This window comes from Halostella salina, assembly GCF_003675855.1.
GTDB classification, from domain to species: Archaea; Halobacteriota; Halobacteria; order Halobacteriales; family Natronoarchaeaceae; genus Halostella; species Halostella salina.
Map to the genome: position 1 here is coordinate 1 of NZ_RCIH01000007.1, position 25,349 is coordinate 25,349.

The 25,349-nt window shown below is 68.3% G+C and carries 25 protein-coding genes; 9 read left to right on the top strand and 16 right to left on the bottom strand.

Annotation, left to right across the window (positions count from 1 at the left end; all coding sequences use genetic code 11):
* Together D8896_RS13690 and D8896_RS13695 are read right to left on the bottom strand one after the other, a co-directional pair.
* The coding region (locus tag D8896_RS13690) for an aldehyde dehydrogenase family protein (RefSeq protein ID WP_121822676.1) at positions 1–1,255 on the bottom strand (1,255 nt) is incomplete at its 3' end.
* A gap of 86 nt (positions 1,256–1,341) precedes the next feature.
* Positions 1,342–2,148, bottom strand: coding sequence for an RIO1 family regulatory kinase/ATPase domain-containing protein (locus D8896_RS13695; RefSeq protein ID WP_121822677.1), 807 nt, complete (start codon positions 2,146–2,148; stop codon positions 1,342–1,344).
* A 105-nt stretch (positions 2,149–2,253) separates the two neighbouring features.
* On the opposite strand from D8896_RS13695, the gene D8896_RS13700 reads away from it, so the two are divergent.
* Positions 2,254–3,396 carry an acyl-CoA dehydrogenase family protein gene (locus D8896_RS13700; RefSeq protein WP_121822678.1) on the top strand — a complete coding sequence of 381 codons (1,143 nt, stop codon included), beginning with the start codon at positions 2,254–2,256 and terminating at the stop codon, positions 3,394–3,396.
* Positions 3,397–3,423: 27 nt separating this feature from the next.
* Here D8896_RS13700 and D8896_RS13705 read toward each other — a convergent pair whose 3' ends face one another.
* Positions 3,424–4,101 (bottom strand): hypothetical protein, encoded by a 678-nt coding sequence (locus D8896_RS13705; RefSeq protein WP_121822679.1) that lies wholly within the window; start codon positions 4,099–4,101, stop codon positions 3,424–3,426.
* A gap of 475 nt (positions 4,102–4,576) precedes the next feature.
* Complete coding sequence (locus D8896_RS13710; RefSeq protein WP_121822680.1) at positions 4,577–5,833, bottom strand: Glu/Leu/Phe/Val family dehydrogenase; 1,257 nt, start codon at positions 5,831–5,833, stop codon at positions 4,577–4,579.
* Between the two features lie 417 nt (positions 5,834–6,250).
* Between D8896_RS13710 and gdhB the strand changes: the two genes are divergently transcribed.
* The gene (gdhB, locus tag D8896_RS13715; protein WP_121822944.1) at positions 6,251–7,549 is read left to right on the top strand and encodes a glutamate dehydrogenase GdhB; all 1,299 of its coding nucleotides are present in this window, start codon (positions 6,251–6,253) and stop codon (positions 7,547–7,549) included.
* Here the strand turns inward: gdhB and D8896_RS13720 are convergent.
* Positions 7,546–8,406, bottom strand: a complete 861-nt coding sequence (locus tag D8896_RS13720) for an HpcH/HpaI aldolase/citrate lyase family protein (RefSeq protein ID WP_121822681.1) — start codon at positions 8,404–8,406, stop codon at positions 7,546–7,548. The two genes, gdhB and D8896_RS13720, sit on opposite strands and share 4 nt — an antisense overlap.
* Positions 8,407–8,544: 138 nt before the next feature.
* On the opposite strand from D8896_RS13720, the gene D8896_RS13725 reads away from it, so the two are divergent.
* The 3 genes from D8896_RS13725 (at position 8,545) to D8896_RS13735 (ending at position 11,289) form a co-directional block, all read left to right on the top strand.
* Positions 8,545–10,350, top strand: coding sequence for a DUF7289 family protein (locus D8896_RS13725; RefSeq protein WP_162991567.1), 1,806 nt, complete (start codon positions 8,545–8,547; stop codon positions 10,348–10,350).
* A gap of 61 nt (positions 10,351–10,411) precedes the next feature.
* A complete protein-coding gene (locus D8896_RS13730; protein ID WP_121822683.1) occupies positions 10,412–10,867 on the top strand; it encodes a MaoC family dehydratase in 456 nt (151 codons plus the stop codon).
* 5 nt (positions 10,868–10,872) lie between these two features.
* Entirely contained in the window at positions 10,873–11,289 is a 417-nt protein-coding gene (locus D8896_RS13735) for a DoxX family membrane protein (RefSeq protein ID WP_375137065.1), read from the top strand.
* 30 nt (positions 11,290–11,319) lie between these two features.
* On the opposite strand, the gene D8896_RS13740 is transcribed toward D8896_RS13735, so the two are convergent.
* The 5 genes from D8896_RS13740 to D8896_RS13760 form a co-directional block, all read right to left on the bottom strand.
* On the bottom strand, positions 11,320–13,080 hold the full coding sequence (locus D8896_RS13740) for an acyl-CoA carboxylase subunit beta (RefSeq protein WP_121822685.1): 1,761 nt from the start codon (positions 13,078–13,080) through the stop codon (positions 11,320–11,322).
* Between the two features lie 114 nt (positions 13,081–13,194).
* A complete protein-coding gene (locus D8896_RS13745; protein ID WP_121822686.1) occupies positions 13,195–13,719 on the bottom strand; it encodes a redoxin domain-containing protein in 525 nt (174 codons plus the stop codon).
* Positions 13,720–13,757: 38 nt separating this feature from the next.
* Positions 13,758–14,618, bottom strand: coding sequence for a class 1 fructose-bisphosphatase (locus D8896_RS13750; protein ID WP_121822687.1), 861 nt, complete (start codon positions 14,616–14,618; stop codon positions 13,758–13,760).
* The gene (locus D8896_RS13755) at positions 14,615–15,400 is read right to left on the bottom strand and encodes a class I fructose-bisphosphate aldolase (protein WP_121822688.1); all 786 of its coding nucleotides are present in this window, start codon (positions 15,398–15,400) and stop codon (positions 14,615–14,617) included. The genes D8896_RS13750 and D8896_RS13755 overlap by 4 nt, the downstream gene beginning before the upstream one ends.
* A gap of 146 nt (positions 15,401–15,546) precedes the next feature.
* Entirely contained in the window at positions 15,547–16,311 is a 765-nt protein-coding gene (locus D8896_RS13760) for a DUF7409 domain-containing protein (protein WP_162991568.1), read from the bottom strand.
* 152 nt (positions 16,312–16,463) lie between these two features.
* On the opposite strand from D8896_RS13760, the gene D8896_RS13765 reads away from it, so the two are divergent.
* Positions 16,464–17,327, top strand: coding sequence for a 3-hydroxyacyl-CoA dehydrogenase family protein (locus D8896_RS13765; protein WP_121822690.1), 864 nt, complete (start codon positions 16,464–16,466; stop codon positions 17,325–17,327).
* Here D8896_RS13765 and D8896_RS13770 read toward each other — a convergent pair.
* Positions 17,312–18,388: a phytoene/squalene synthase family protein gene (locus D8896_RS13770; RefSeq protein ID WP_121822691.1), complete on the bottom strand. Its 1,077-nt coding sequence runs from the start codon at positions 18,386–18,388 to the stop codon at positions 17,312–17,314. The genes D8896_RS13765 and D8896_RS13770 overlap by 16 nt on opposite strands.
* Positions 18,389–18,494: 106 nt before the next feature.
* Between D8896_RS13770 and D8896_RS13775 the strand changes: the two genes are divergently transcribed.
* Positions 18,495–19,637, top strand: coding sequence for an acyl-CoA dehydrogenase (locus tag D8896_RS13775; RefSeq protein WP_121822692.1), 1,143 nt, complete (start codon positions 18,495–18,497; stop codon positions 19,635–19,637).
* A 21-nt stretch (positions 19,638–19,658) separates the two neighbouring features.
* Here the strand turns inward: D8896_RS13775 and D8896_RS13780 are convergent, their stop codons facing one another.
* A complete protein-coding gene (locus D8896_RS13780) occupies positions 19,659–19,934 on the bottom strand; it encodes a PadR family transcriptional regulator (protein WP_121822693.1) in 276 nt (91 codons plus the stop codon).
* A 123-nt stretch (positions 19,935–20,057) separates the two neighbouring features.
* Here D8896_RS13780 and D8896_RS13785 point away from each other — a divergent pair, with 123 nt between their 5' ends.
* Complete coding sequence (locus D8896_RS13785; RefSeq protein ID WP_121822694.1) at positions 20,058–20,330, top strand: DUF7111 family protein; 273 nt, start codon at positions 20,058–20,060, stop codon at positions 20,328–20,330.
* A gap of 33 nt (positions 20,331–20,363) precedes the next feature.
* On the opposite strand, the gene D8896_RS13790 is transcribed toward D8896_RS13785, so the two are convergent.
* The 4 genes from D8896_RS13790 to coxB all read right to left on the bottom strand — a co-directional run bounded on the left by D8896_RS13790 (position 20,364) and on the right by coxB (position 23,765).
* The gene (locus D8896_RS13790; protein ID WP_240452031.1) at positions 20,364–20,648 is read right to left on the bottom strand and encodes a DUF7410 domain-containing protein; all 285 of its coding nucleotides are present in this window, start codon (positions 20,646–20,648) and stop codon (positions 20,364–20,366) included.
* Complete coding sequence (locus D8896_RS13795) at positions 20,645–22,027, bottom strand: hypothetical protein (RefSeq protein WP_121822695.1); 1,383 nt, start codon at positions 22,025–22,027, stop codon at positions 20,645–20,647. Before D8896_RS13795 ends, D8896_RS13790 begins: the two co-directional genes overlap by 4 nt.
* 13 nt (positions 22,028–22,040) lie before the next feature.
* Positions 22,041–22,886 (bottom strand): cytochrome c oxidase subunit 3, encoded by an 846-nt coding sequence (locus D8896_RS13800; protein WP_121822696.1) that lies wholly within the window; start codon positions 22,884–22,886, stop codon positions 22,041–22,043.
* 99 nt (positions 22,887–22,985) lie between these two features.
* On the bottom strand, positions 22,986–23,765 hold the full coding sequence (coxB, locus tag D8896_RS13805; protein ID WP_121822697.1) for a cytochrome c oxidase subunit II: 780 nt from the start codon (positions 23,763–23,765) through the stop codon (positions 22,986–22,988).
* 144 nt (positions 23,766–23,909) lie between these two features.
* Here coxB and D8896_RS13810 point away from each other — a divergent pair, with 144 nt between their 5' ends.
* Entirely contained in the window at positions 23,910–25,346 is a 1,437-nt protein-coding gene (locus tag D8896_RS13810) for a heme o synthase (RefSeq protein WP_121822698.1), read from the top strand.
* The last annotated feature ends 3 nt before the right edge of the window (positions 25,347–25,349 follow it).

Genomic DNA, 25,349 nt, shown 5'->3' on the forward strand with positions numbered 1-25,349 from the left:
TGTCGTTGTGGATCTCGATGGCGCGGTCGACGTCGCCCTCGTACTCCACCAGCGCGACGTGGGGGCCGAACACCTCCTCCTTGAGACAGCGCAGGTCCTCGTCGTAGTCGACCTCGTAGACGAACGGCCCGACCCAGTTCCCGTCCTCGTGGCCCTCCGGGATCTCCTCGGCGTCCAGTTCCGCCCGGTCGACCAGCACGTTCGCGCCCTCCTGCTCGGCCAGGTCGTTGTACCGCTGGATCTTCTCGACGTGGCCCGGCTCGATGGCCGGCCCCATGAACGTGTCCTCCTCGAGCGGGTCGCCGACGGCGACCTGCTCGGCGACCTCGACGAACCGCTCCTTGAACTCGTCGTACACGTCCGAATGAACGATCAGCCGCTCGGAGGAGACGCAGCGCTGCCCCGTCGTCTTGAAGCTCGACATCACCGCCGAGTGGACGGCGATGTCCAGGTCGGCCTCCTCGGTGATCACGATGCCGTTCTTGCCGCCCATCTCACAGGCCGCGAGCTTGCCGGGCGTGCCGCCGACCTTGCTGGCGACCTCCTGGCCGACCTCCGCCGAACCGGTGAAGAGGACGGTGTCGGTGCGGTCGTCCTCGACGATGGCGTTGCCCGCGTCGCCGAAGCCCTGCACCATGTTGAACACGCCGTCGGGGATGCCGGCGTCCTCGAACATCTCGGCGATGATCTGGCCACACCACGGCGTCTGCTCGGCGGGCTTCCAGACGACGGTGTTGCCCTCGACCAGCGAGACGGCCATGTGCCAGAACGGAATGGCGACCGGGAAGTTCCACGGCGTGATACAGCCGACGACGCCCCGCGGTTTGCGGCGCATGTAGGCGTCTTTCTCGGGGATCTCGGAGGGCACGACGTCGCCTTTCGGGTGGCGGGCGTCGCCGGCGGCCCACTCGACCATGTGCCACGCTTCGGTCACGTCGGCTTTCCCCTCGCTGATCTCCTTGCCGCACTCCTTGGTGACGACCTCACCCAGTTCCTGGTGTCGGTCCCGCAGTTCGTGGTAGATATCCCAGAGGTACTCCGCCCGCTCGATCCGGGAGAGTTCGCGCCACTCCTCGAAGGCCTCGTCGGCGGCGGCCATCGCGCGGTCGATGTCCGCCTCGGTGCCCCGGCGGAACTCGCCCAGCGTCTCGCCCGTCGCCGGATTTTCGCTCTCGAACGTCTCCGTTCCCTCGCCGTCGGTCCACTCGCCGTCGATGTAGTGGCGGTAGGTCTCCTGGCCGGTCTGTTGACTCATGCGTGGCAAAAATTGGATCGTCCACAATTAAAAAATCATCTAGTCCGTCGCCGGGCGGCGGCCCGCCGGGTCGACCGGCGACCCCGTCAACCGCTGGCGTCGGCGACCTTCTCGATCTCGCCTTTCAGCCGTTCGGCGTCGAAGTCGTGGTCCGGGCGGACGTTGACGAAGTCGAGGAACTCGCGGGCGTCGAGCAGGTCGCCCGGCGAGTACGCGTCCAGCGCGAGTTCGACGACGGTTCGCGTGCCGAGCATCGGTTCGAGCGTCGCCAGCGCGGAGGCCAGGTCGTACGCCCGTGCGTTGGCGATCCCGTCCTCGCGGACGCTCGTCGCGTCGATGAAGTACACCTCGCCGCCCTTGACGAGGACGTTCTCGCCCCGGAGGTCGCCGTGGGCCAGTCCGTCGTCGTGCATCCGCCACAGGTGTTCGAACAGCTCCGGCGTGAGTCGGCGGGCCTCGTCGGCGGCAACGTCGTCGAACGTCCGGAAGTCGTCCAGATACTCCAGCACGAGCACGCCGTGCCCGTCGACCTCGAACGCCTCGACCGGTTCGGGGGCGTTGACACCGATCTCACGCATCCGGACCGTCGCGGCGAGTTCGCGCTCGGCCATCTCCAGTGGGCTTCCGACGTGGTCGAAAAACCCCTCGCGGCCGCTGGTGACCGCGCCGAGGTTGCGGCCGGTCGTGAACACGGCGTGGACGAACGCGTTCTGCCGGGAAACGATCTTCACGAACCACTCCTCGTCGACGACGCAGGGGGTCGACAGCCAGTTGTCGGCGTCGAGGAACTCCACGCGCACCTCGTCGCGCCCGGTCCGGTCGGCTAGCTCCCGGGCGACCGCCTCCGTGGCCGCCCAGTCGACCGTCCCGCGGACCAGGTCGCGCACCTCCATGTCGGTTCGAAGACGACCCACGCTGATAAATCTCTCCGCGGCAGTCGGCTCGCTGTCCCGGCGTATCTCCCATGGTTTTATCTCCGGGTTCGGCAAGTGTTGCGTATGGAGTTCGACCTGCCCGACGAGCACCGGATGATCCGGGACAGCGTCCGGGACTTCTGCGAGTCGGAGATCGCCCCGATCGCACAGGAGATCGAGGACGAGCACAGGTTCCCCGCCGAGGTGTTCGACCAGCTCGCCGAGCTGGACATGATGGGCGTCCCCGTCGCCGAGGAGTACGGTGGTCTGGGTGGCGACCAGCTGATGTACTCGCTGGTCACCGAGGAACTGGGCCGGGTGTCCGGCTCGGTCGGCCTCTCCTACGCGGCCCACGTCAGCCTCGCCACCAAGCCGATCGAGCTGTTCGGCACCGAGGCACAGAAGGAGCGCTGGCTCCGGCCGCTCGCCGAGGGCGAGTACGTCGGCGGCTGGGCGCTGACGGAGCCGGACAGCGGGAGCGACGCCAGCGACATGGACACGATGGCCCGGAAGGAGGGCGACGAGTGGGTCATCAACGGCACCAAGCAGTTCATCACGAACGCGAGCGAGGCCGGGAGCGTCCTCGTCAAGGCCGTCACCGATCCCGACGCCGGCTACGACGGCATCTCGACGTTCATCGTCGACCCCCGGAACGACGACGGGTTCGAGGTGACGACGGTGTGGGACAAGATGGGGCTGAACGCCTCACCGACCTGCGAGATCCAACTGGACGACGTCCGGGTCCCCGAAGACCGCCTGCTCGGCGAGGAAGGCGACGGCTGGGACCAGACGAAGAAGACGCTCGACGGGGGCCGCATCTCCATCGCGGCGCTCTCCGTCGGCCTCGCGCAGGGAGCCTACGAGGCCGCAAAGGAGTACTCGACGGAGCGCGAGCAGTTCGGCCAGCCCATCTCGAAGTTCGACGCCGTCCGCGACAAGGTCGTCGAGATGGAGCGCAAGACCGAGCGCGCCCGCCTGCTCACCCGCAAGGCCGCCTGCCGGTACGACCGCGGCGAGTCGGTGACGAAGGAGAGCGCGCTCGCCAAGCTAGACGCCAGCGAGGCCGCCCGCGAGGTCGCAGAGGAGGCAGTACAGACGCTCGGCGGCTACGGCTACACGACGGACTTCGCCCCCCAGCGGTTCTACCGCGACGCGAAGCTGATGGAGATCGGCGAGGGAACCAGCGAGATCCAGCATCTCGTCATCGGCCGCGAACTCGGCCTGTAGTCGGGTCGGCCGCGCGCCGCTACCGTCCTACCGCCGCGCGAAGGCGACGGCACAGACATGTTCGACCAGCAGCGCCGCCGCCAGCGCACCGACGCCGGCGACCGCGGGTTCGATCGCGCTCAGCCCGAGTTCGGCCAGGAACGGCGCGACCAGGTCGCTCCACCGGGCGGAGCACAGCCACAGCGTCGCGCCGCCGGCCTGGACGACGCTGAACCCGAGCGTCCGCAGGTCGGCCACGTTCGACGGGAGCGCGCGGCCGCGGAACGCGCTGTCCGCGACGGTGTGCTGGGACACCAGCAGGACGGCGAGCAGGACGCCGGCACCGAGCAGGCCGGCGAGGCTCCCGACCCACGCCACGGCGGCGAGCCACGCCACCCACAGCGCCGTTCCCGACGCGCTGACCGCCGCGTCGGTCAGGCCGAGCGACGCGCCGTCGATCCCGTTGACCGCCAGGTCCAGCAGGTAGTGGGTCAGCAGGAGGCCGAGCGCGAGGACGGCGACGCCCGCGACCGCGGCCCGCGAGAACAGCGCCGCGTCCTCGACGAACGCCAGCCAGACGACGAGCGCGAGCGTCTCGACCCCCGTGGCGGTTGCGACGAGACCGTACCTGCCGATCGTCGCGGCGAGCAGCCGCGTCCGCGTCCGCTGGACGTACCGGCGGGTCGCCATGTCGGCGTTGGTGTCGGTGGGGCACTTTGTTATCATCCCGTTACCGCCAGAATCGGCCTGTATCGACCGGTAATCGCGCCTTTCGCGGTGGGTGTGCACGACGGTACTGAACGCGTTGCGGCCATTGTCGGACCGACACGACACTAACGGCCAAGAGTCATCCGGGTTGGTTTCGGCCGATTTGGTTACAACCGGATTGGTTACCGAAACGGTGACCACACCGGTTGCTGTACCAGCCAGCGATCCACCGAGAACGTCACTATTCGGACATGGTTACACGGCCGCGCTCGGCGTTCATGCCGAGCGCACGGGGAAAGGCAGGTACTCGAAGCGTGCGCTGACATCCGTCAGCGTCTTCACGAGCGAAGCGAGTGAAGGCTCGTGGGACCTTCGGTCCCACGGCGTTCGCGCAGACTGGCGGGCCTGGACCGACGCGCGAGCAGCGCGAGCGCGTCGTGGAGGACATTGAAAGGGCGACGCGGCGGACGCCAGTCCGCCGCGAGGGCTTTCTTTAGGGCCAGTCGCCGGCCTGCTCGTAGGCGTCCAGCACGCGCTGGATGGCGACGACGTAGGCGGCGACCCGGAAGCTCGGCAGGTCGCGTTCCTCGAAGGCGTCGACAAGCGTGTCGAACTGGTCGACGATCCGCCGTTCGAGTTCGTCGTTGACCTTCTCCTCGGACCAGTAGAACCGCTGGCGGTTCTGCACCCACTCGAAGTAGGAGACGGTGACGCCGCCGGCGTTCGCGAGGATGTCCGGGACGACGAGCACGTCCTTGTCCTCCAGCACGTCGTCGCCGTCCGGGGTGATCGGGCCGTTCGCGGCCTCGCTGATCACGTCGGCCGACACGTCCCGGGCGATCGCCTCGTCGATGGCGTTTTCGAGCGCCGCGGGGATCAGCAGGTCGACGTCGAGGGTCAGCAGGTCCTCGTTGGTGATCTCCTCGTCGGCCCCGTCGTAGCCGACGACGCTGCCGGTCTCGCGCTTGTGGTCCTTCGCGGCGACGGGGTCGAAGCCGTCCTCGGTGTAGATCCCGCCGCTGGAGTCGGAGACGGCGACGACCGTCGCGCCCATCTCGTCGATCAGCTTCGCCGAGATCCAGCCCGCGTTGCCGTAGCCCTGGACGGCGACTGTCGCGCCCTCTAAGTCCTTGTCGAGGTAGTCGAACGCCTCGCGGGCGGCCAGCACCGTCGAGCGGCCGGTCGCCTCGACGCGGCCGGCGCTCCCGCCGCTGGAAATGTCCTTGCCGGTGATGACGCCGGGCGCGGTCGTGTTCTCGATCGTCTCGTAGGTGTCCTTGATCCAGTTCATCTCCCGCTGGCCGGTGTTGACGTCCGGCGCGGGGATGTCCTTGTCCTCGCCGATGATGGGGGTCAGCTCCTTGCCGAACGAGCGTGTGAGCCGCTCCAGTTCCCCGTCGCTGTACTCGGCGGGGTCGACGACGATACCGCCCTTCCCGCCGCCAAGCGGGATGCCGGCGGTGGCGCACTTGTACACCATCCACCCGGAGAGCGCCTTCACCTCGTCGCGGCTGACGCCGGGGTGGTAACGGATCCCGCCCTTGTACGGCCCGCGGTCGCCGTTGAACTGCGACCGGAACGCCTTGAACACCTCGACGGAGCCGTCGTCGAGTTCGACCGAGAGGTTCGTTTCGAGGACGCGCTCGGGGCGTTTCAGGCGCGTCAGCACCCCCTCGTCGATGTCGAGGTACTCGGCCGCCTCGTCGACCTGCTGTTGCAAGCTCTCGAACGGGTTGACCCCTTCGGACATGTCTGAGAGAACGCCCGGGTTTCAGGTTAAACGTACTGGTTTCCGTATAACGATGGTAATAATTAGCCCGGTGTCATAATACGGTGGGGATGTGAGGGGAAGACGGAGCTGACCGACGGGCAAGAACCGATCGTTCGGGCAGTATCGGCTCGGTCTGCCCGGAATCGCCGTGCGAACGAACGACATGACCGTCGGTAGAACGCCTGAAACAGCTGTTCTCGACGACCAGAATATAGTGTGGTTATATGTCGTAATAGAATAAGTATTATACCTACGAGTCGGCTGTCCACGAACGATGCACGCTATCGCCGACGAGCGAGTCGACTCGAACGACAGCAGACGGCCGCCGACAGCGACGGCCGACCGAACCGAACGCGCCCCGAAGCCTGCTGCCGGGCAGGAGGCCGCGTGATCGGCATGTCCTCTGAAACCGCCGAGACGGGAACCACGACACCGGAGCGAGATGAAGACGAGGAGCCCGAGTCCGCCCTGCAGACGGCGCGACGACAGCTCTCCCGGGCCGCCGCACACCTCGACATCGACTCGAACGTGGTCGAGCGACTGAAACATCCCGCCGGCGTCCACCGGGTCGCGGTGCCGCTGGAGCGCGACGACGGCTCGCTGGATGTGTTCACCGGCTACCGCGCACAGCACGACAGCGTCCGCGGGCCGTTCAAGGGCGGCCTCCGCTTCCACCCGGGCGTCACCGAGGACGAATGCATCGGCCTCGGGATGTGGATGACCTGGAAATGCGCCGTCATGGACCTGCCGTTCGGCGGCGCGAAGGGAGGCGTCGTCGTCGACCCCAAATCGCTCAGCGAGGGCGAGAAGGAGCGGCTCACCCGGCGGTTCGCACAGGAACTCCGCGATGTCATCGGCCCGAAGCGCGACATCCCCGCGCCGGACATGGGCACCGACGCCCAGACGATGTCGTGGTTCATGGACGCCTACAGCATGCAGGAGGGCGAGACGATCCCCGGCGTGGTGACGGGCAAGCCGCCGGTCGTCGGCGGAAGCTACGGCCGCGAGGAAGCGCCCGGCCGCAGCGTCGCGATCGTTACCCGGGAGGCCATCGACTACTACGACATGGAGATCGACGACGTGACCGTCGCCGTCCAGGGGTTCGGGAGCGTCGGGGCCAACGCCGCGCGCCTGCTCGACGACTGGGGGGCCGACATCGTCGCCATCAGCGACGTGAACGGGGCCGTCTACGACCCCGACGGTATCGACACCCGCGACGTGCCGACCCACGAGGAGGAGCCCGAGGCGGTGACGAAGTACGCCGACGACCTCATCCCCAACGAGGAACTGCTCGAACTCGACGTCGACGTGCTGATCCCGGCCGCGGTCGGGAACGTCATCACCGAGGACAACGCCGGCGACGTGCAGGCTGACCTCGTGGTCGAGGGCGCGAACGGCCCGACGACGTTCGCCGCCGACTCGATCCTCGAGGAGCGCGGGGTCCCCGTCATCCCCGATATCCTGGCGAACGCCGGCGGCGTCACCGTCTCCTACTTCGAGTGGCTGCAGGACATCAACCGGCGCTCCTGGTCGCTCGAACGCGTGAACGAGGAACTGGAGTCCGAGATGCTCGACGCCTGGGCGGCGGTGCGGGCGGAAGTCGAGGAGCGTGACGTGACCTGGCGCGACGCCGCCTACGTCGTCGCGCTCTCCCGGATCGCCGAGTCACACGAGAAACGCGGTCTCTGGCCCTAGATCCGGTCGGCCGCCTCGGCCCGCTCTATCACTCGCTCCGCCTGCGCGACCAGCGGCGCGTCGACCATCTCGCCGTCGACGCGGAACACGCCCCGCTCGGCCTCGTCGGCGCGTTCCTTCGCGGCCAGCACCTCGCGGGCCCACTCGATCCGGTCCTCGTCGGGCGTGAACGCCTCGTTGATCGGGTCGACCTGCCCGGGGTGGATCGCCATCTTCCCGTCGTAGCCCAGTTCGGCCGCGAACTGGGTCGCGTCCCGAAGCCCCTCGATGTCCTCGATGTCCGTGAACACGGTGTCGACGGCGTCGACGCCGGCGGCGCTCGCCGCGAGGACGGCGTGCTCGCGGGCGTACAGCACCTCCGTCCCCTCGTCGGTCCGGGACGCGCCGATGTCGGCCGCCAGGTCCTCCGCGCCGAAGACGAGCGCGTCCGTCGCCTCGGCCGCCGCGATCGCCTCGGCGTGTAACACGCCCGCGGCCGACTCGACGAGCGCCAGCACGGGGCGCGGGCAGTCGCGCTCGTCGAGGAGTCGCCACAGCGTCCGCACGTCGTCGGCGTCGCCCGCCTTCGGAAGCATGACGCTGTCGACGGTCGCCGCGGCCGCATCGTCGCCGAGGACGGCGTCTACGTCCGCCGCGGCAGCGACGCCGACCGGATTGACGCGGACGCACACCTCCGACGCGGGGTCGAACGCCGGGTCGACCAGTACCGACCGGACCGCCTCCCTGGCCTCGGCTTTCCGCGCCGGGGCGACGGCGTCTTCGAGGTCGAACACCACCACGTCCGCGCCCGCATCGGGTGCCTTCCGAAGGAGGTCCGGTTGGTCGCCGGGGCTGAACAGGACGCTTCTGCGAGCCATGTCCGAGTGTCCGGCCAGCGGGGGCTTCAAACCCCCCGGAACCGTCGGGGGTTCTTTTCATGCCCATCGAGCGTGACAACGTTTAAGCCGGTCGCGTGACATTCTTCTCCGGAGAACCGACACTTTCCCCTCGCAATCATGACTGACAGTAACACAAAACCGCCGAATACGGGTCGTCGATCCGGGAGCCCCGGGCAAACAGACGGGACCACGGCGCGCGCACAGTCGAGCGTCATCGCGGTCGTCCTGCTGGTCGGGCTTACCATCGCGGGCGCGGCGGCAGTCATGCTCGTCGGTGCCACTGCGCTGGACACCGGCCAGCAGCAGGCCGACCTGGAGAGCGCCGAAAACTCGCTCGCGCAGGTCAACGTGAAGGCGAGTCGGGTCAGCCTCGGGACGAACAACACCGAACAGATCACCGTCGGCGACGGCGACGCCGGAACGACCCGAGTCGACCCGGATGCAGGCGATATCAACGTGACGCTCGTCAACCAGACCACGGGGGCGACCGAGGACGTACTTCTCAACGACTCCCTCGGCCGTATCACGTACGAACTCGACGGCGAGCGGATCGCGTTCGAGGGTGGCGGCGTCTGGCGGAAGAGCGGGAACGGAAGCCGAATGCTCTCCCGACCGGACATCCACTACCGCAACGACGCCGCCGACCAGCCCACGGTGACGATCCCGCTGACCATCGTCGAGGGCGAGGCGGCCCGCGGCAACGACCTCACGCTCTCGGACGCGGGGACCGACCTCCGCTACCCGGTCCGCGGCGTCGATAACCGGACGAACCCGGTCACCTCGAACACGCGGATCAACCTCACCGTCCAGAGCGAGTACTACCTGGCGTGGGGCGACTACTTCGCAGACCTGACCGGTGGGGAGCCGGCGTACGACCACACCAACCAGACGGTGTCGATAGCGCTCATCACGCCCACGGAGCGGAAGGCGGTGAGCGGGGCACTGTTCCAGACAGGGCCGGACTCGGATCTCGAGTTCGGCAGCGGCGCGTTTGCGGACAGCTACAACTCCTCGAATGGGTCCTACGCGGAAACCACCGGCGGCAGCGGGACGCTCACGACGGCCGGGAGCGTCGAGATCGACGGGAAGAGTACCATCAGGGGAGACCTCGTCGCCGGCCGTTCGATCGAGATCGATCAGGCGAGCACGACTATCCACGGGAACATTTCGTACGGGAACCTGGACGACACCGAGATCCACAAGAACGCAGATATCAAGGGGTGGAACGCTTCCAACGCGTCGGTACGTTCGGCCCCGTCGATCGAGGGGTACGTCATCAATACGTTCAGCGGATTGAACAACAGTTCGACAAACGTCAACGACAACGACAAGGAGGAGAACATCTCCGTGGAGGAGGACGAGGCGAGCGTCGAGTTCGGCGACGACGACGTCGCCACGCTCCACGGCGCGGCGGGCGGCCGGGAGTACTACGTCAACGACGACCTCGAACTCGAGGGCGAGAAACTCATCCTCGACACGACCGACGGCGAGATCAGGCTCGCGGTGAACGAGGACATAGAGATGGAGGAGAACGCGAACATCACCGTGAGGGGCGACAACACCGCACGGATCTACCTTCGGGAGGACTTCGACATGGAGGCCGCGACGGTCCACATCCCGGAGGACAGGTCCACCCGGCTGTGGGTGTACGGGATGGCTGACTCCGAGATCGAGTTCGAGGGAGGGAACACCAGATTCACCGGCGTCCTGTACATTCCGGACGGCGACGGGGTCGCCATTGAGAGCAACGCCGAGGTGTTCGGCGGCGTCGTCGGAGGCGGTGACGCCGAAATCGAAAGCAACGCTGAGCTGCACTTCGACGAGGCGCTGACGAACGTCAAACCGGTCCCGAAAGGTACGGCCGTCCCCTACATCACGCATCTCCACCTGAGCGTGAACTACGTCGACGTCGAGGCCGACTGACCGCCGCCGGTCGCCCCGAGAGCCGACGCGCTTTTTTCCCCGGTCGCCGTCGGTCGGATCCATGTCCGGACGCTACTACGAGGAGTTCACCGTCGGCGAGACGATCGAACACGAGACGCGCCGCACGGTGACCGAACGCGACAACCAAGCGTTCTGCGACATGACGATGAACCAGCAGCCGCTCCACCTGGACGCCGACTTCGCCGAGGACACGCAGTTCGGCGAGCGCCTCGTCAACGGGCTGTACACGATGAGCCTCGCGGTGGGTATGTCGATCCCCGAGACGACCGACGGCACCATCGTCGCCAACCTGTCGTACGACGAGGTGGAACATCCCGCACCGGTGTTCCACGGCGACACGATCCGCGCGCAGTCGACGGTGACCGACAAGCGCGAGACCAGCGACGGCGAGCGCGGCGTCGTCACGATGCACGTCGAGGCGTTCGCGGTCAACCGCGACGACGAACTCGTCTGCGAGTTCGACCGCACCGTGCTGTCGGAGAAGCAACCGGAGTGACCGTGCTGGCAGCAGTCAGGGACAGCGCGGTCGACGCGGCGGCGCACGCGCCGGGACCGGCGACCATCGCACGCGTCGGTCTCGGCCTGCTGATCCTGCTGGCCGGCGTGCACAAGCTGCTCGCGCCCGAGGCGTGGGCGCAGTACGTCGTGAGCTGGCTCGCGCCGTGGCTCGTCGTGACGCCGGTGACGTTCATGCTGGTCAACGGCGTTCTCGAAGTCGGGTTCGGCGCGGCGATCCTCGTCGACCGGTACACCGCGTTCTCGTCGGCGGTGGCAGCAGTCTCCCTTTCGGCGACAGTCGCGTATCTGGCTGTCGTCGCGGTGACCTACGATGGGCTGTTCGTGGACGTGCTGGTCCGGGATGTCGGGCTGGCCGCGCTGGCGTGGGCGGTGCTGGTGGACTCGTTGCGCCCGGACTGACCCCGACGGGGAGGACGGCGGTCGACTCCGCTACAGCACGGTCCCGTGTTTCTTGTCCGGAAGCTCCTTCTCCACGTCCTCGTAGAACGCGAAGCGGGCGGCCAGTTCCTCACGCAGTTCGCTGGGTGGGACGATCTCGTCGATGACGACCTCGCTGGCCATGCGATGCACGTCGATGTCGCGGCGGTACTCCTCGCGTTTCTCCTGGACGAACTGCTCGCGTTCCTCCTCGTCGTCGATCTCGTCTATCTTCCGGCGGTAGACGGCGTTGATGGCGGCTTCCGGCCCCATCACGGCGATCTCGCCGCTCGGAAGCGCGATGGTCGATTCGGGGTCGTAGGCGGGCCCGCCCATCGCGTAGATGCCCGCGCCGTACGCCTTCCGGACGACGACGGTCTGTTTCGGCACCGTCGCCGACGAGGTGGCGTAGATGAACTTCTTGCCCTGTTCGAGGATACCCTCCTTCTCGACGTCGGAGCCGGCCATGAATCCGGGGGTGTCACAGAGGTACAGCAGCGGGATGTTGTACGCGTCGCACTTCCAGATGAACTCCGCCGCCTTCTCCGCGGCGTCGGGGAAGATCGCGCCGGCGCGCTGGGCGGGCTGGTTGGCGATGATTCCGACGGACCGGCCGTCGACGCGGGCGAAGGCGGTGATGATCTCCGGGCCGTAGTCGGGCTGGAGCGGGAAGTACGAGCCGGCGTCGACGACCCGGTCGATCACGTCCTCCATGTCGTACCCCTTGTTCGGGCTCTCCGGGACGACCGAGTCGATCCCGGCGGGCGACTGGGCGGGGGCCTGCGGCTCCGCGCGCGGCGGGTCGTCGTCCGCGCTGTCGGGGAGGTAGGTGATGAGCTGTGCGACGAGGTCGCGGGCGTGTTGCTCGTCGCGGGCGACCAGGTCGGCGCTGCCGGAGTGTTCGGCGTGGATCCGGGCACCGCCCAGGTCCTGCATATCGATCTCCTCGCCGGTGACCATCTGGACCATCCGGGGGCTGGCGATCGCCATCGCGCTGATCCCCTCGACCATGACCGTGAAGTCGGAGAAGACGGGCGTGTACGCCGCGCCGGCGATGCACGGTCCGTAGAGGACGCAGATCTGGGGCACGCGCCCCGACAGCATCGAGTGGTTGTAGTAGTACTTCCCGATGCCCTCGCGGTTGGCGAAGAAGCCGCGCTGCTGGTCGATCCGAGCGCCCGAGGAGTCCATCAGGTAGAGGACGGGCTGGCCGCTTTTCAGCGCGCGCTGTTGCATCCGGAGGAACTTCTCGACGCCCTTCTCGGCCATGCTGCCGGCCTTCACGGTGAAGTCGTTGGCCATGAAATGCAGGTCCCGCTCCTCGAACTCGGCCGCGCCGGTCAGCAGGCCGTCGGCCGGGAGGCGGTCGTCCGAGTCCGCGTCGGCGTCCAGCCCGTCGGGGTGCCAGCTGTCGAAGTTGGCAAAGCGGCCGTCCTCGAACACGATCCCGTCGCCGTCGCCCCCGTCGAACCAGAGGTCGAGCCGGTCGCGGACGAACAGCTTCCCCTGCTCCTCCAGCCGCTCGCGGTACTTCTCGGGGCCGCCGGCCTCGATGTCGGCTATCTCCTCGCGGAGCTTCTTTTCGCGCTCGGTCGGGCCGAAGCCGTCCTCGGCCGGCGGAACGTCGCCGACGGCGTCGAGTGCGTGCGTCGCCGCCGGCTCGTCGGCGTCGCCGACGTACACTTCAACGTCGTCGCGGACGTGCTCGGCCAGCGCCGCCGCGATGGCCGAGGCCTCCTCGTCGCTCGCCGCCTCGCCGATGCGGACTTTCATGCTTGTTCGTGAGACGGGTCTTTTGAAACCGTTTTCCATTTACAATATTTGCCAGCGGCCGGCGCGGTCGCCAGTTCGCCCCCTGTCAGCTCCACGGCAGTCGCAACGCCCTGCTCACCCGTCGACACGGTACTCGACTGTCGGAGCCTCGACAGCGACGCCGCAGTCGGCGAGCGCCGAAGCGACGCCCGTCAGCGGCGATTCGGCGGGCGTCTCGAAGGGGTCGAGCGCCCGGGCGTGCCGGACCGTCCAGTCCGGGTCGACGACGAACAGCGCGCGACCGGGAAGGTCGCGGTGGGCGTGCCAGTCGTCCAGCCGAACGCCGTAGGCGTCGGCGATCGCGCCGCGGCGGTCGCTGAGCAGCGGGAAATCTAGGGCCAGACGCTCGCCCGCGGCCGCGTTGGCGAACACGGTGTCGCCGGTGACCGCCCACACGATGAGGTCGTCGCGCTCGGCCCACCCCGCCGTGCCGAGCGCGCGCAGGTCGTCCTCGCAGACCGGCGCGTGGGCCGACGGGACGAACGCGAGCACCGTCGCGGCAACGTCCTCGATCGAACGCACAAGTTCGTACGTCGCCGGGTCCCGTCCGTGGACGCCGGGCAGCGCGAGGTCCGGTGCGGTTCCGCCCTCGGAGAGCATGGTCCCCGATCCGCGCTCCGCCGAAAAGAGGCTGCCGCTCAGCGCTCGACCTTCGACTCCAGCCGGTCGATCAGTTCCTCGTTGCCGATGTGCAGCGGGACGCGCTGGTGGATCCGCTCCGGATCGACGTCCAGCAGCGACCGCTCGCCGTCCGAGGAACGGCCGCCGGCGGACTCGACGATGTACGCCATCGGGTTGCCCTCGAACTGGAGCCGCAGTTTCCCCTCGGGTCGAGACTGCAGGGCGGGGTAGCAGAACACGCCGCCGTACCCGATCACCTGGTTCACGTCGCCGACGAGCGAACCGCCGTACCGGAGCTTCAGTTCGGACTCGATCTCGCCGGCGTACTCGGCGAACTCGGGGTTCCACTCCGGCGTGCGGCCGCCGAAGCCGTACACCGTCGGGTCCGCCGGGATCGCCATGTCGCGCTCGATCGGCCGGCGCTCGCCGTCGACGATCTCGTGTTCGGTCACTGTCCCGTCGACGGCCGACACCATCGTCGCGATCGGGCCGTACAGCACGTACGCCGCGCCGACGAGCGACCGGCCCCGCGCCGGCAGGTCGTCCTCGTAGACCGCGACGATGGTGCCCATCAAGTTGTTCGATTCGAGGTTCGACGAGCCGTCGAGCGGGTCGAGCGCGACCGACAGCCCGCTCCCGCAGTCGACGACGGCGTCGCGCTCCTCGCTGACGAACTCCCCGACGCCCTCAATCTCGGTGATCCGGTCGGCCAGATGCTTGTCGGCCCACACGTCGGCGGCCTTCTGGTCGTCGCCGCTGGCGTTCTCGGAGCCGACCGTCTCGCGCCGGCCGCGCAGGCCCTCGCGGACCCGCGGCACCGCCTCGGCGACGGCGTCAAGTACCTCGTCTGCCACGGATTCGCGCTGTATCGTGCTCATTCTAGGGCTTCCTCGGCGGTCGCGCCCTCGTAGATCACCCGTTCGAGCGCGTCCAGGATCGCCTCGGGGTCGTCGCGCTGCCAGACGTTGCGGCCGACCGCCAGGCCCGCGCCGCCGGCGTCCATCACGCTCTCGACGCTGGAGAGGAACTCGTAGTCGGAGGTCTTCGACCCGCCGCTCATCACGACCTTCACGTCGCCCGCGGCGTCGACGGCCCACTCCATCGACTCCTTGCTGCCGGGGTATTTCACCTTCGCCACGTCGGCCCCGAGTTCGAGCGCGATCCGGGAGCCGTACGCGATCACCTCGTCTTTGGTGTCGTTCTTGAGGCCCTGGCCGCGCGGGTACGACCACATGACGACCGGCATGTCGCGGTCGTGGGCGGCCTCCTGCACGTCCCGGAAGTCCTCGTACATCTCCGGCTCGTGGTTCGACCCGGAGTAGACGGTGTAGCCGACCGCGTCCGCGCCCAGTTCGACCGCGTTCTCGACGGTCCAGTTCTTCGGGGAGTACGGCTCGCCCATCCAGAGGTTGCTCGTCCCGTTTAGCTTCGCCAGCAGGCTCACGTCGTCCTCGTAAGAGGGGTAGTACGTCTCGGCGACCCCCTTCTGGACCGCCATCGCCGTGACCGCGTCGTGGGTCGAGATGTCGAACACCGTCTCGGGGTCCAGCGTCTCCGGCACCGCCTCGAAGTCGGTCGGGCCGTGCTCCAGCCCGTGGTCCATCGCGAGGATCAGTACCTTCCCGTCCCGGGTGATAGCCTCGTCGGTCAGCGGGATCATCTGTTTCGAATTCCAATGAACTCAGATATAAAGCTTTCGTACGACGCCTCTAGAGAAGAATCACGTCTATCTCGAAGTACAAAGACGCTACCGCCGATAGATGCGCTTTTCCTGCAGCTCTTGGACTTACTACTGAAATAGTAAATTCACTTCCCGATCCGGTCGGCGGCCGCGTCGTGCCACTCGGCGACCGTCGCCTCGTCCATGTCCAGCACGTCCGCGACGTGTTCGGGGTCGGCCGTGGCGAGCCGCCGGATCGAGGTCACGCCGGCGTCGCCGAGCCGTTCGGCGTCGGCTTCGTCTATCGCCGGCAGTTCCGTGAGGGGGTCCGGGCGGGATCGCTCGCGCCACGCCGACTCGGCCGCCTCGGCCCCGCCGCTTCCGTCGGTTTCGGCCGGTTCCGCCGCCCCGCCGCCGTCGTCCGCCGACGGCGTCCAGTCGCCGGCCGGGTCGGCGGTCTCCTCGGTCACGTCACCGGTGGGGGTCCAGTCGCCGTCGGTCAGCGAGGACCGCCCGTCGTCGGCCGGTCCGCCGTCCACCGTCCCGTCGCCGCCGGAGGGCGTCCAGTCGCCGTCCGCCGTCGACTCGTCGTCCGCCGAGCCGTCGTCGAGGTCGATCCCGCTTTCCGCGACCCAGTCGCGCTCGCCGTCCCGGAGGCCGCGGACGGTCCGGGAGCGGTCGTCCAGGTCCGCGCCCTCCTCGTCCAGACTCCAGTGGAGCGAGTGCTCCCGGCGTATCTTCGTCGCCACGCCGGGGTTGACGCCGGCGTCGACGAGCTCCCGGTACGACACCGTCTTCCGCCGCACGTCGGCCGCGTCGATCCCCGCTTTGGCCATGACCGTGGCGGTCGCTTCGCCGACGTACAGCAGGTCGGTGCGGTCCGCGTCGTCGCCCGTCTCGTCCTGGCTCACGTTCGTCACCGCTCTGTCGAAAGCTTACACCCCGCCCCCTTGAAACTTTCCGGGAACTATCCGTGATTTTCCGGGAGCGACCCGGGGACCGAAGTCGACGGCCTCGCGGCCGAACCCGACAGAATTAGGTGCGGGTCGCAAGAATTGCCTCCATGGTTCGCGGACTGGAGTCAATCGACCGCGTCGGCGTCGTCGGAGCAGGAACGATGGGGAGCGGCATCGCACAGGTCGCCGCCACGAGCGGGTACGACGTGACGATGCGGGACATCGAGCGGGAGTTCGTCGAGCGCGGCTTCGACTCGATCGACGACAGCCTCGACCGCCTCGTCGGGAAAGAGGCGCTCTCGGAGAGCGAGGCCGACGCGGCCCGCGAACGGATCGACGGGACGACCGACCTCGACGACCTGGCCGACTGCGACATCGTCGTCGAGGCGGCCGTCGAGGAGATGGAGATCAAGCGGGATATCTTCGCCGACCTGGACGACGTGACCGACGACGACGTCGCGCTCGCGACGAACACCTCGACGCTGTCGGTCACGACGATCGCGAGCGCCACCGAGCGCCCCGGGAACGTCGTCGGGATCCACTTCATGAACCCGGTGCCGATCATGGAGGGCGTCGAGGTCGTCGTCGGCGAGAAGACGAGCGAGGACGCCGTCGCGCTCGCCCACGCGTTCTCGGAGTCGCTCGACAAGACCACCTGGGAGGCAGACGACAAGCCCGGCTTCGTCTCCAACCGGATCCTCATGCCGTGGATCAACGAGGGGATCCGCGCCTACGACGAGGGCGTCGCGACGAAGGAGGACATCGACCGCGGGATGAAACTCGGCACGAACGTTCCGATGGGACCGCTCGAACTGGCCGACCACATCGGGCTGGACGTCTGTCTCCACGCGACCGAGACGCTCCACGAGGAACTGGGCGACCGGTACAAGCCGGCGTATCTGCTCAAACGGAAAGTCGAGGCCGGCGACCTCGGGAAGAAGACGGGGACGGGGTTCTACGAGTACGACTGAGAGAGGTCGTCCGCCCGGTGTAGCGGCTGCGCGGCCATCCGGGCGCGCAGGTCGCCGATGTCGTCGCGGCCGACCGAGCCGGTTTCGAACAGCTGTATCAGGGCGTGAACCTCGGTTCGGGGCACCTTCACCGTCCCTTCCGTGACCACGTCGGTCGGTCGGTCGCGCAGTTCGCGGATCGTGGCCACGGCGAGCAGGTACGGGATCGCCCACGCGGACAGCGTGTTGCCGTCGGTCTCAGGGAGCGCTTCGAGATACGCCTGTGCGTCGTCGAGATAGCCGGCGGCGTGCTCGGTGACGCGTTCGACGACTCGGGCCACGTCGTCGGCGCGCGCCGGGTCCGCCACCTCGTCGGCGTCGATCCCCGCCTCGTCGAGCCACGTCGCCGGGAGATAGACGTTGTTCTCCTCGTCGTAGTCGACCGACACGTCCTTCGCGACGTTGACGAGCTGGAGCAACAGCGCAAAGGAGCGGGCGTTCTCCTCCAGCGTCGTCGCGCGCTCGGCCTCGGCGTTCTCGACGAGGAGGTTCGTGATCAGGTCGCCGACGGTGCCGGCGGCGTACCAGCAGTACTCCTCGAGTTCCTCGACCGTCTCGATCCGGAGACCGCCCGTGTCGGCGTGGCGCTCCACGAACGTCGCCATGCCGCTGACGAGCTCCCGGACCGGCCCGCGGAGCGCGGTCCGGGTGCCCTCCGGCAGCGACGCGTACGTGCTCGTGACGCGTGGCACCGACGCGACCACGTCCCAGTCGTTCGTCCGCTCCTCGGGGATCCACGGCTCGACCGCCGATCGAAACGACTCCACGGTCGTCGGGTCCGATGGGGCCAGCACACGGTCGTACCGTCGCAGCAGGTCGGCTTTCTCCTCGGCCGGGACGTGGCCGGCGTCCTCGACCGTGTCGGCGATCCGACACAGGAGGTATCCGACGCAGATCCGCGACGACATCGGCTCTCTCAGCGCGTCGATCGTGATCGCGAACGTCCGCGAGACACCCTGTACGGCGTCGTGGCACCACTTCAGGTTCTCGTCGACCGTCCGCGTGGTACGGCCCGAATGCATTCGACTCGATCCATTTAGGCACCCCCGAAATAAAAGCCTCCGGGGAGCGCGTCGGGCCGGTCGAGGGATCGGGAAAACTAATGCAACGACCGTCACAGATCGACGCATGGACTTCAGCCTCTCCGCGGAGCAGACACAGATCCGCGACATGGTCGCCGAGTTCGTCGACGAGGAGGTCGTTCCCCGTGCCGCCGAGATCGACCACGAGGACGAGTTCCCGGCCGACCTCGTCGACGAGATGGCCGACCTGGGGCTCATGGGGATGCCGTTCCCCGAGGAGTACGGCGGTGCGGGCCTCGATTACCACTCCTACGCCATCGGACTCAAGGAGATCAGCCGCGGCAGCGGCGGCCTCGGGACGATCGTCGCCGCCCACACCAGCCTCGCCGGGAACATGCTGTACGCCTTCGGCGACGAGGACCAGAAGGAAAAGTACCTCACGCCGCTGAACACCGGCGAGGACATCGGCGCGTTCGCGCTCTCGGAGCCGGGGGCCGGCAGCGACGTGCCCGCCATGGAGACGACCGCCGAGCGCGACGGCGACGACTACGTCATCGACGGCGGGAAGCTGTGGATCTCGAACGGGTCCGTCGCGGACACGGTCACCGTCTTCGCCAAGACCGACCCAGACGCCGGGCGCAAGGGGATCTCCTCCTTCGTCGTCCGGCCCGAGGAGGACGACGGGTTCATCGTCGAGGGGACGGAGGACAAGCTCGGCGACAAAGGCTGTCCGACCGCCGAACTGCGCTTCGACGGCTGCCGGATCCCCGCGGACCGGCGGCTCGGCGACGAGGGCGACGGGTTCGTCCACGCGCTCAAGACGCTGAACGGCGGGCGGATCACTATCGCGGCCCGCGGCGTCGGCATCGCGCAGGCGGCGCTGGACGAGGCCCTGGAGTACGCCCAGCAGCGCGAGCAGTTCGACCAGCCCATCTCGGAGTTCCAGTCGATAAAGCACAAGCTGGCGGACATGGACACGAAGCTCCAGGCCGCGCGCATGCTGATGCACCGCGCCGCCGACCGGAAGATCCGCGGCAAGGACTTCATCAAGGAGGCCGCGCAGGCCAAGCTGTACGCCAGCGAGGTCAGCCGTGAGGTCGCGAACGAGGGGATCCAGATCCACGGCGGCTACGGCTACACGAAGGACTTCCCCGCCGAGCGGTTCTACCGGGACGCGAAGCTAAACGAGATCTACGAGGGCACCAGCGAGGTGCTCCGGAACACCATCGGCGACCAGCTACTCGACTGAGGCCCGCCACTGTCCGGCGCGTTACTCCTCGACCTGTCCGGTCAGCCACTCGAAGTGGTCCGCCATCGCCCGCTCGCCCGCGTCGGTGAGCGCGTACACGTCGTGCAGTCCCTCCGTCCGCTCCTCGACGTAGCCGGCCCGCTCCAGTTTCTCCATCGCGCCGTAGAACCGATCCGGACGGAGCCGGCCGTCGTAGTGGGATTCGATGGCTGACTTCAGTTCCTGCCCGCGGAGTTCCTCGCCGTACAGCAGCGCACACAGGTCCCGGCGCGTCCCGCTCTGGAGCCACTTGCTCATGGGGGAGCCAACGCGGCCCCCCGTCACAGGCGTTGCGTTTCGGCCGTCGGGCGACGGCGCTTTCGGTCCCCGGCCGACCGCGGAAACCGACAGGTTCGATTACCGGCGGCCCCAACTCCGGGTATGACCGAGACGGCGACCGCGAACGGCGTCACCGCCCGCTACTACGAGACCGACACCGAGCGCGTGATCGAGTTCGAGCGCGACGGCCACACGGCCGCAGTCGCCCAGAACAGCGAGGGGTACGCCATGCTGAAGGTCCGCCCGAGCGCCGACGGCGACGAACTGGAGCGCTACTACGGCTTCGACATGGCGCTCGACCACGCGGCGGAACTGCTCGGCGTGTCGCCGACGGCTCTGCCGGTGCCCGACGGCGCGGACGACATGGGCATGTAGGCCGGCGGGATACGCCAGTCGAAGGCTGCCGCGTCACGTCACCAGCGAGTACGTGAACAGGAACCCGAAGTACAGCAGGACGATCCCGCCGATCGCCTTCAGGCGGAACAGCCGCAGGTCCTCGCTCTCCTCGCGGTACGCGGCCTGAAACGCCTCGACCTCAGCCTCGGTACACGCCTCGGGATGGTCGAGTCCGACGTGGAGCGTGCGGTACTCCTCGTATGCGAACGGTCGTCCGCAGTACGGACAGTCCTCCGTCTGCTCGTCGGCGGGCAGTTCCACGTCGTCGGCCGGCTGTGGGGATGCGTTCGCGGTCATAGGTACGGTGGCGTGAGGCTCGGTTCGGCGACGATCCACATGCTGACGACGGTGTAGGCGACCATCACGAGGATGAACGGGTACTGGCTCCGGATCGCCTGCAGGCGACTCGGGAACAGGTCGTAGGCGGCGGCGTGAGCCACCCAGATCGCGAGCAGGTGGCCGACCAGCACGAAGCCGAGTTCGACGCCGCCGAACCACGACGGCAGCACGTACTGCTGAGGGTTCGCGGGCGGCGCGAACGGCGCTGCAAGCACCGCCGACAGGGACGCGAGCAGGCTGATGAAGTACCCGAGGAAATGCGCGAGGTGGTAGCCCGCCGCGATGGCCAGCAGCGGCGGCGCGAACCGGCGGGCGAGCGCGCCGGACGTGAGATACGTCTCGGCCAGTTCCCGGGAGGCCCGCGACGCGGCGACGTACGCGCCGTAGAACAGGGCGAAGCCGGCCAGGATCCCGGCAACGTACACTACCGCCGGCGGGACGCCCGCGCCGACGACGGCCCGTGCGGCGTCCGCCCAGGCGGGCGTGGTGACCAGACCGTCGTACGTCGTCACCCACAGCAGCGCGACGACGAAGGCCACTTCGTCCGCGCCGTCGACGCCGCTTGCGTCGGTCAGCCCCATCCCCGGCAGGCGGAGGTCGACCCCGCCGGCGGTTCGGGCGGCGACGGCGACGCGGCCGTAGTAGTCGAACACCCGCGAGACGGGGTCGACGGTCGAGAACCACCGCTCCGCGCCGAACGCGACGCCGCCGACGACCGTGACGCCGGCGTAGGCGGCCACGACGCCGGCGAGAAGCCGGGGGTTGTCCGCCAGCGGACTGACGACCTCGACCCAGACCAGGGCGATCAGGCCGGCGACGCTCGGCCACGCGCCGAGGCGTTCGGGGTACGACAGGTCCAGCGACGGCAGCAGTTCGACCAGCGTCCGGAACGGGTTGATCGCCGGCCACGTGTTCCCGACGAGGTACACCGACATCACGTAGCCGGCCCACCAGGCGACCCAGACGAGCAACACGGCGAGGTTGCGAAACGGGTCGGGCGGGCCGGTCAGCCCGAAGTACAGCACCACGGCAAGCCCGGCGAGGCCGAACAGCGACCCGGCGACCTCGACGGCGCGCGACCGGTCGACCGACAGCGTCAGCCCGTACCCGTCGATCCGGCGGATGAGCCGCCGATCGGTGACGAGGCTGGCGAGCAGGAACGAGGCCCCGACGACGCCGCCGCCGGTCGCCAGAAACAGCCACGTCGGCACCGCGAGCGACTCGCTGGACGAGCGGAGCGCGCCGCCGTGTGCCATCGCACGGCCGGAGAGCGTCACGGCTGCGAGCAGAACGGCCGCCGCGACGCTCCGGAGTTTCGGTGAGACGGAACGGTCCATGAAGGAACTGCCGTCAGACCGCCGCGCCGGCGTACAGGACGACGACGAGGAAGATCCAGACGGCGTCGACGAAGTGCCAGTACATCGAGACGGTGCTGACGGAGGTGTGCCGTTCCGCGGAGTACTGCCCCGTCAGCCCGCGGGCGAAGACGACGGCGAGCATCACCGCGCCCAGCGAGACGTGCAGCCCGTGCAGGCCCGTCAGGCCGTAGAACGCGTTCCAGTAGATGCCGCCGGTAAGCGTGTGCCCCTCGACGATGATGAACTCGTAGTACTCGTACACCTGTCCGCCGATGAAGATCACGCCGAGCAGGAGCGTCACGCCGAGCAGCCCGAGGAACCGACCGCGGTTGTTCTTCCGGAGCGCGACGTGCCCGTAGTGGAGCGTGATACTGCTGATCACCAGGATGATCGTGTTAGCGAGCACGAGCCCGGTCAGGCCGGGCACCTCGCCCGGCGGCCACTCGCCGACCCGGATGAAGAAGTAGTAGACGAAGCCCGCGCCGAACGTCGCTATCTCCGAGCCGAGGAAGGCGATCATCCCCCACCGCAGTTTGCTCTCGCTCTGGTGGTCCGCGCCGCGGTCCCAGAACGCCTTCACGAACGCGTGGTACACCCAGCCGTACAGGCCGAGCAGGAACACGAACGTGCTCGCGACGAACGCGTACGGGCCGATGTCCGGTCCCACGAGCCCCCCGTCGCCGCCCAGCAGGTACAGCGACGCCGCCACGTAGAACCCCCCTGCGCCGAGGGCGGTGATGAATGGCCACCAGCTGGCCTCGCCGAATCCCCGCGGCCAGTCCTCCACCGCGGGCAGGTGGTGCCCGTGGTCCTCCGTCGAGTCGTCCGCTACTGTCATACTCTGACGCTTTCGTTTGGACTACCAAAAATCCATCCAACTGCGTCGCCGCCGACAGGCGGGGCAGAAAACCGCTGTAAGAAACGGAAGAAGCCGGGTTCAGGCCGCGACGGATGCGTTGCCGCTCGTTGCGTTGCCGCTGGTCTCGTTACCCGAGGAGAGTTCGTCCATCCGTTGCTCGTACTCCTCCTGGGTGACGACCTCGACCTCGAACATCATCTGGGAGTGACCCTGTCCGCAGTACTCCGCGCAGTACCCCTGATAGGTGTTCCCGGGTTCGAGCGCCTCGGTCCGGATCATGTTCTGCTGGCCGGGCACCGCGTCCTGCTTCAGTCCCAGTTCGGGGACGTGGAACGCGTGGAGCCAGTCACGCGTCCCGATGTTCAGGTACACCTTCTCGTTTGCCGGTATCACCAACGGCCCTTCGGAGACGCCCGGCCCCGCGAGCGTTCCGGTCGTCACGTTGTGTCGTTCGTACTCGAACGTCCAGGCGTACCGCTGGGCGGTGACGTTTATCACTTCGTCGTTCTCGTCGGGCTGGATGTCCTGGGTCGCGATCACGTCGCCCGACCCCATCACGTTGTACGCGCCGACGCCGACGAACAGGAGGATGACCGCCGTCGCGATCGTCCAGGTGATCTCGAGTCGGCGGTTCTCCCGGGTCGGCTTCGCCTCGTCGTTGTCCTTGAACCGCACGACGGTGTAGATGAGGATGCCCTCCACCAGCAGCGTGATCGGGACCGCGACGAACAGCAGCTCCTGGTTCAGGGAGCTGATGAGGTCGTCCGTCGTCGAGTCCGCGGCCGCTGCGGGCTGGGCGGCCAGCGCCAGCAACGCCACCCCGAAAAGCGTCATGGCGGCAATCCGCTTGTGCTTCATTACAGGCCGGTGCTTAGGAACTCGCGGTTAAATAACTGCTGACTTTTCGTCCGCGCGGCCCCGCCGGCTACCGGTCAGTCGCCGTCCCTCCGGCCGTGGAAAGCGGCGAGCCTAAGTACGCGGAACCGGAAGTTCAGATAGAGAATGGACGGGGACTCGCAGGGGTATCCGAAGCCGATCCACACCGGCGACCGCTTCACCGGACTCGTCGCCGGGACGGCGATGGGGGTCTACCTGCTCATCATCGTCGGGGCGACGACAGCTATCACGGACGCGGCTACAGCGTGCTCGACGTGGCCGGCCTGCGACGGTGCGTGGCTCGTCGATTTCGGGAACACGGACCTCGCGATCGCGTGGGGTCACCGGGTCGCCGCGCTGCTCGTCGGCCTGCTCGTGCTCGCGACCGGCGTCGCCGCATGGCTCGGCGAGCCGCCGCGGCGCGTTCGGGCCGCGCTGACGGTCGCGACGCTCACCTACCCGGTGCAGGTCGGCATCGGCGCGGTCGCTGCCGTCGCCGGCACCACGGCCCTGCTGTCCGCCGTCCACCTCGCGCTCGGGACGCTGATCTTCGGGAGCCTCGTCGTCGGCGTCGCCTGGCTGCTGGAGGACCAGACGGCGACCGAGACGGACCGCGAGCCGGTCGACGTGCCGGACCCCGTCGACGACGAGGCCGCGCCCGAGCCGGAGCGCCCGTCGCTGCCTGACGCGCCGCTCGCCCGCGCGAAGGTGTACGGGAGCGCCTACGTCCGCCTGATGAAGCCCCGGCTGATGTGGCTGCTCTGTCTCGTCGCCGCCGCCGGAATGGCGCTCGCCGCCGGCCCCGCGCTGACGGTCCGAACGGTGACGCTCACCCTGCTCGGCGGCGTCCTCGCCATCGGCGCGAGCGGGACGTTCAACCACGTCCTCGAACGCGACATCGACCGGAAGATGAACCGCACCGCCGACCGCCCCATCGCCACCGACGTGGTGTCGGTCCGGAACGCGCTGGCGTTCGGCGGGCTCCTGACGGGCCTGTCGCTCGTCGCCTTCCTGCAGGTGAACCTGCTCGCCGCGGGGCTCGGGCTGACCGCCATCCTGTTTTACAGCGTCGTGTACACGCTCGTGCTGAAGCCAAACACCGTCCAGAACACCGTCATCGGCGGCGCGGCCGGCGCGCTCCCGGCGATCATCGGCTGGGCGGCCGTCACCGGCTCCGTCGGCGTCCCCGGGCTGGCGCTGGCCGGCGTCATCTTCCTGTGGACGCCGGCGCACTTCTACAACCTCGCGCTGGCGTACAAGGAGGACTACGCCCGCGGCGGCTTCCCGATGATGCCGGTCGTCCGCGGCGAGGCGACGACGCGGAAACACATCGTGTTCTACCTCGCCGCGACGCTGGTCGGCGCGGCGACCCTGTCGGCGGTGAGCGAGCTCGGCCTGCTGTACGCGCTGGCGAGCGTCGTCTTCGGCGCGGTGTTCCTCTGGGCGGTCGTCCGCCTGCACCGCGAGCGAACCGAGGCGGCGGCGATGCGCTCGTTCCACGCCTCGAACGCCTATCTCGGCGTCCTCCTGCTGGCCGTCGTCGTCGACTCGCTCGCGCTCTGATCC

Bases quoted from the DNA above. Each gene is read 5' to 3' on its own strand.
- gdhB (WP_121822944.1), top strand. From the start codon at position 6,251: ATGTCCTCTGAAACCGCCGAGACGGGAACCACGACACCGGAGCGAGAT.
- D8896_RS13780 (WP_121822693.1), bottom strand. From the start codon at position 19,934: ATGAGCAAGTGGCTCCAGAGCGGGACGCGCCGGGACCTGTGTGCGCTG.
- D8896_RS13745 (WP_121822686.1), bottom strand. From the start codon at position 13,719: ATGCTCTCCGAGGGCGGAACCGCACCGGACCTCGCGCTGCCCGGCGTC.
- D8896_RS13730 (WP_121822683.1), top strand. From the start codon at position 10,412: ATGTCCGGACGCTACTACGAGGAGTTCACCGTCGGCGAGACGATCGAA.
- D8896_RS13770 (WP_121822691.1), bottom strand. From the start codon at position 18,388: ATGCATTCGGGCCGTACCACGCGGACGGTCGACGAGAACCTGAAGTGG.
- D8896_RS13740 (WP_121822685.1), bottom strand. From the start codon at position 13,080: ATGAAAGTCCGCATCGGCGAGGCGGCGAGCGACGAGGAGGCCTCGGCC.
- D8896_RS13755 (WP_121822688.1), bottom strand. From the start codon at position 15,400: ATGATCCCGCTGACCGACGAGGCTATCACCCGGGACGGGAAGGTACTG.
- D8896_RS13785 (WP_121822694.1), top strand. From the start codon at position 20,058: ATGACCGAGACGGCGACCGCGAACGGCGTCACCGCCCGCTACTACGAG.
- D8896_RS13725 (WP_162991567.1), top strand. From the start codon at position 8,545: ATGACTGACAGTAACACAAAACCGCCGAATACGGGTCGTCGATCCGGG.
- D8896_RS13790 (WP_240452031.1), bottom strand. From the start codon at position 20,648: ATGACCGCGAACGCATCCCCACAGCCGGCCGACGACGTGGAACTGCCC.
- D8896_RS13710 (WP_121822680.1), bottom strand. From the start codon at position 5,833: ATGTCCGAAGGGGTCAACCCGTTCGAGAGCTTGCAACAGCAGGTCGAC.
- D8896_RS13750 (WP_121822687.1), bottom strand. From the start codon at position 14,618: ATGAGCACGATACAGCGCGAATCCGTGGCAGACGAGGTACTTGACGCC.
- D8896_RS13810 (WP_121822698.1), top strand. From the start codon at position 23,910: ATGGACGGGGACTCGCAGGGGTATCCGAAGCCGATCCACACCGGCGAC.
- D8896_RS13700 (WP_121822678.1), top strand. From the start codon at position 2,254: ATGGAGTTCGACCTGCCCGACGAGCACCGGATGATCCGGGACAGCGTC.
- D8896_RS13800 (WP_121822696.1), bottom strand. From the start codon at position 22,886: ATGACAGTAGCGGACGACTCGACGGAGGACCACGGGCACCACCTGCCC.
- D8896_RS13695 (WP_121822677.1), bottom strand. From the start codon at position 2,148: ATGGAGGTGCGCGACCTGGTCCGCGGGACGGTCGACTGGGCGGCCACG.
- D8896_RS13765 (WP_121822690.1), top strand. From the start codon at position 16,464: ATGGTTCGCGGACTGGAGTCAATCGACCGCGTCGGCGTCGTCGGAGCA.
- D8896_RS13705 (WP_121822679.1), bottom strand. From the start codon at position 4,101: ATGATAACAAAGTGCCCCACCGACACCAACGCCGACATGGCGACCCGC.
- D8896_RS13720 (WP_121822681.1), bottom strand. From the start codon at position 8,406: ATGGCTCGCAGAAGCGTCCTGTTCAGCCCCGGCGACCAACCGGACCTC.
- coxB (WP_121822697.1), bottom strand. From the start codon at position 23,765: ATGAAGCACAAGCGGATTGCCGCCATGACGCTTTTCGGGGTGGCGTTG.
- D8896_RS13775 (WP_121822692.1), top strand. From the start codon at position 18,495: ATGGACTTCAGCCTCTCCGCGGAGCAGACACAGATCCGCGACATGGTC.
- D8896_RS13795 (WP_121822695.1), bottom strand. From the start codon at position 22,027: ATGGACCGTTCCGTCTCACCGAAACTCCGGAGCGTCGCGGCGGCCGTT.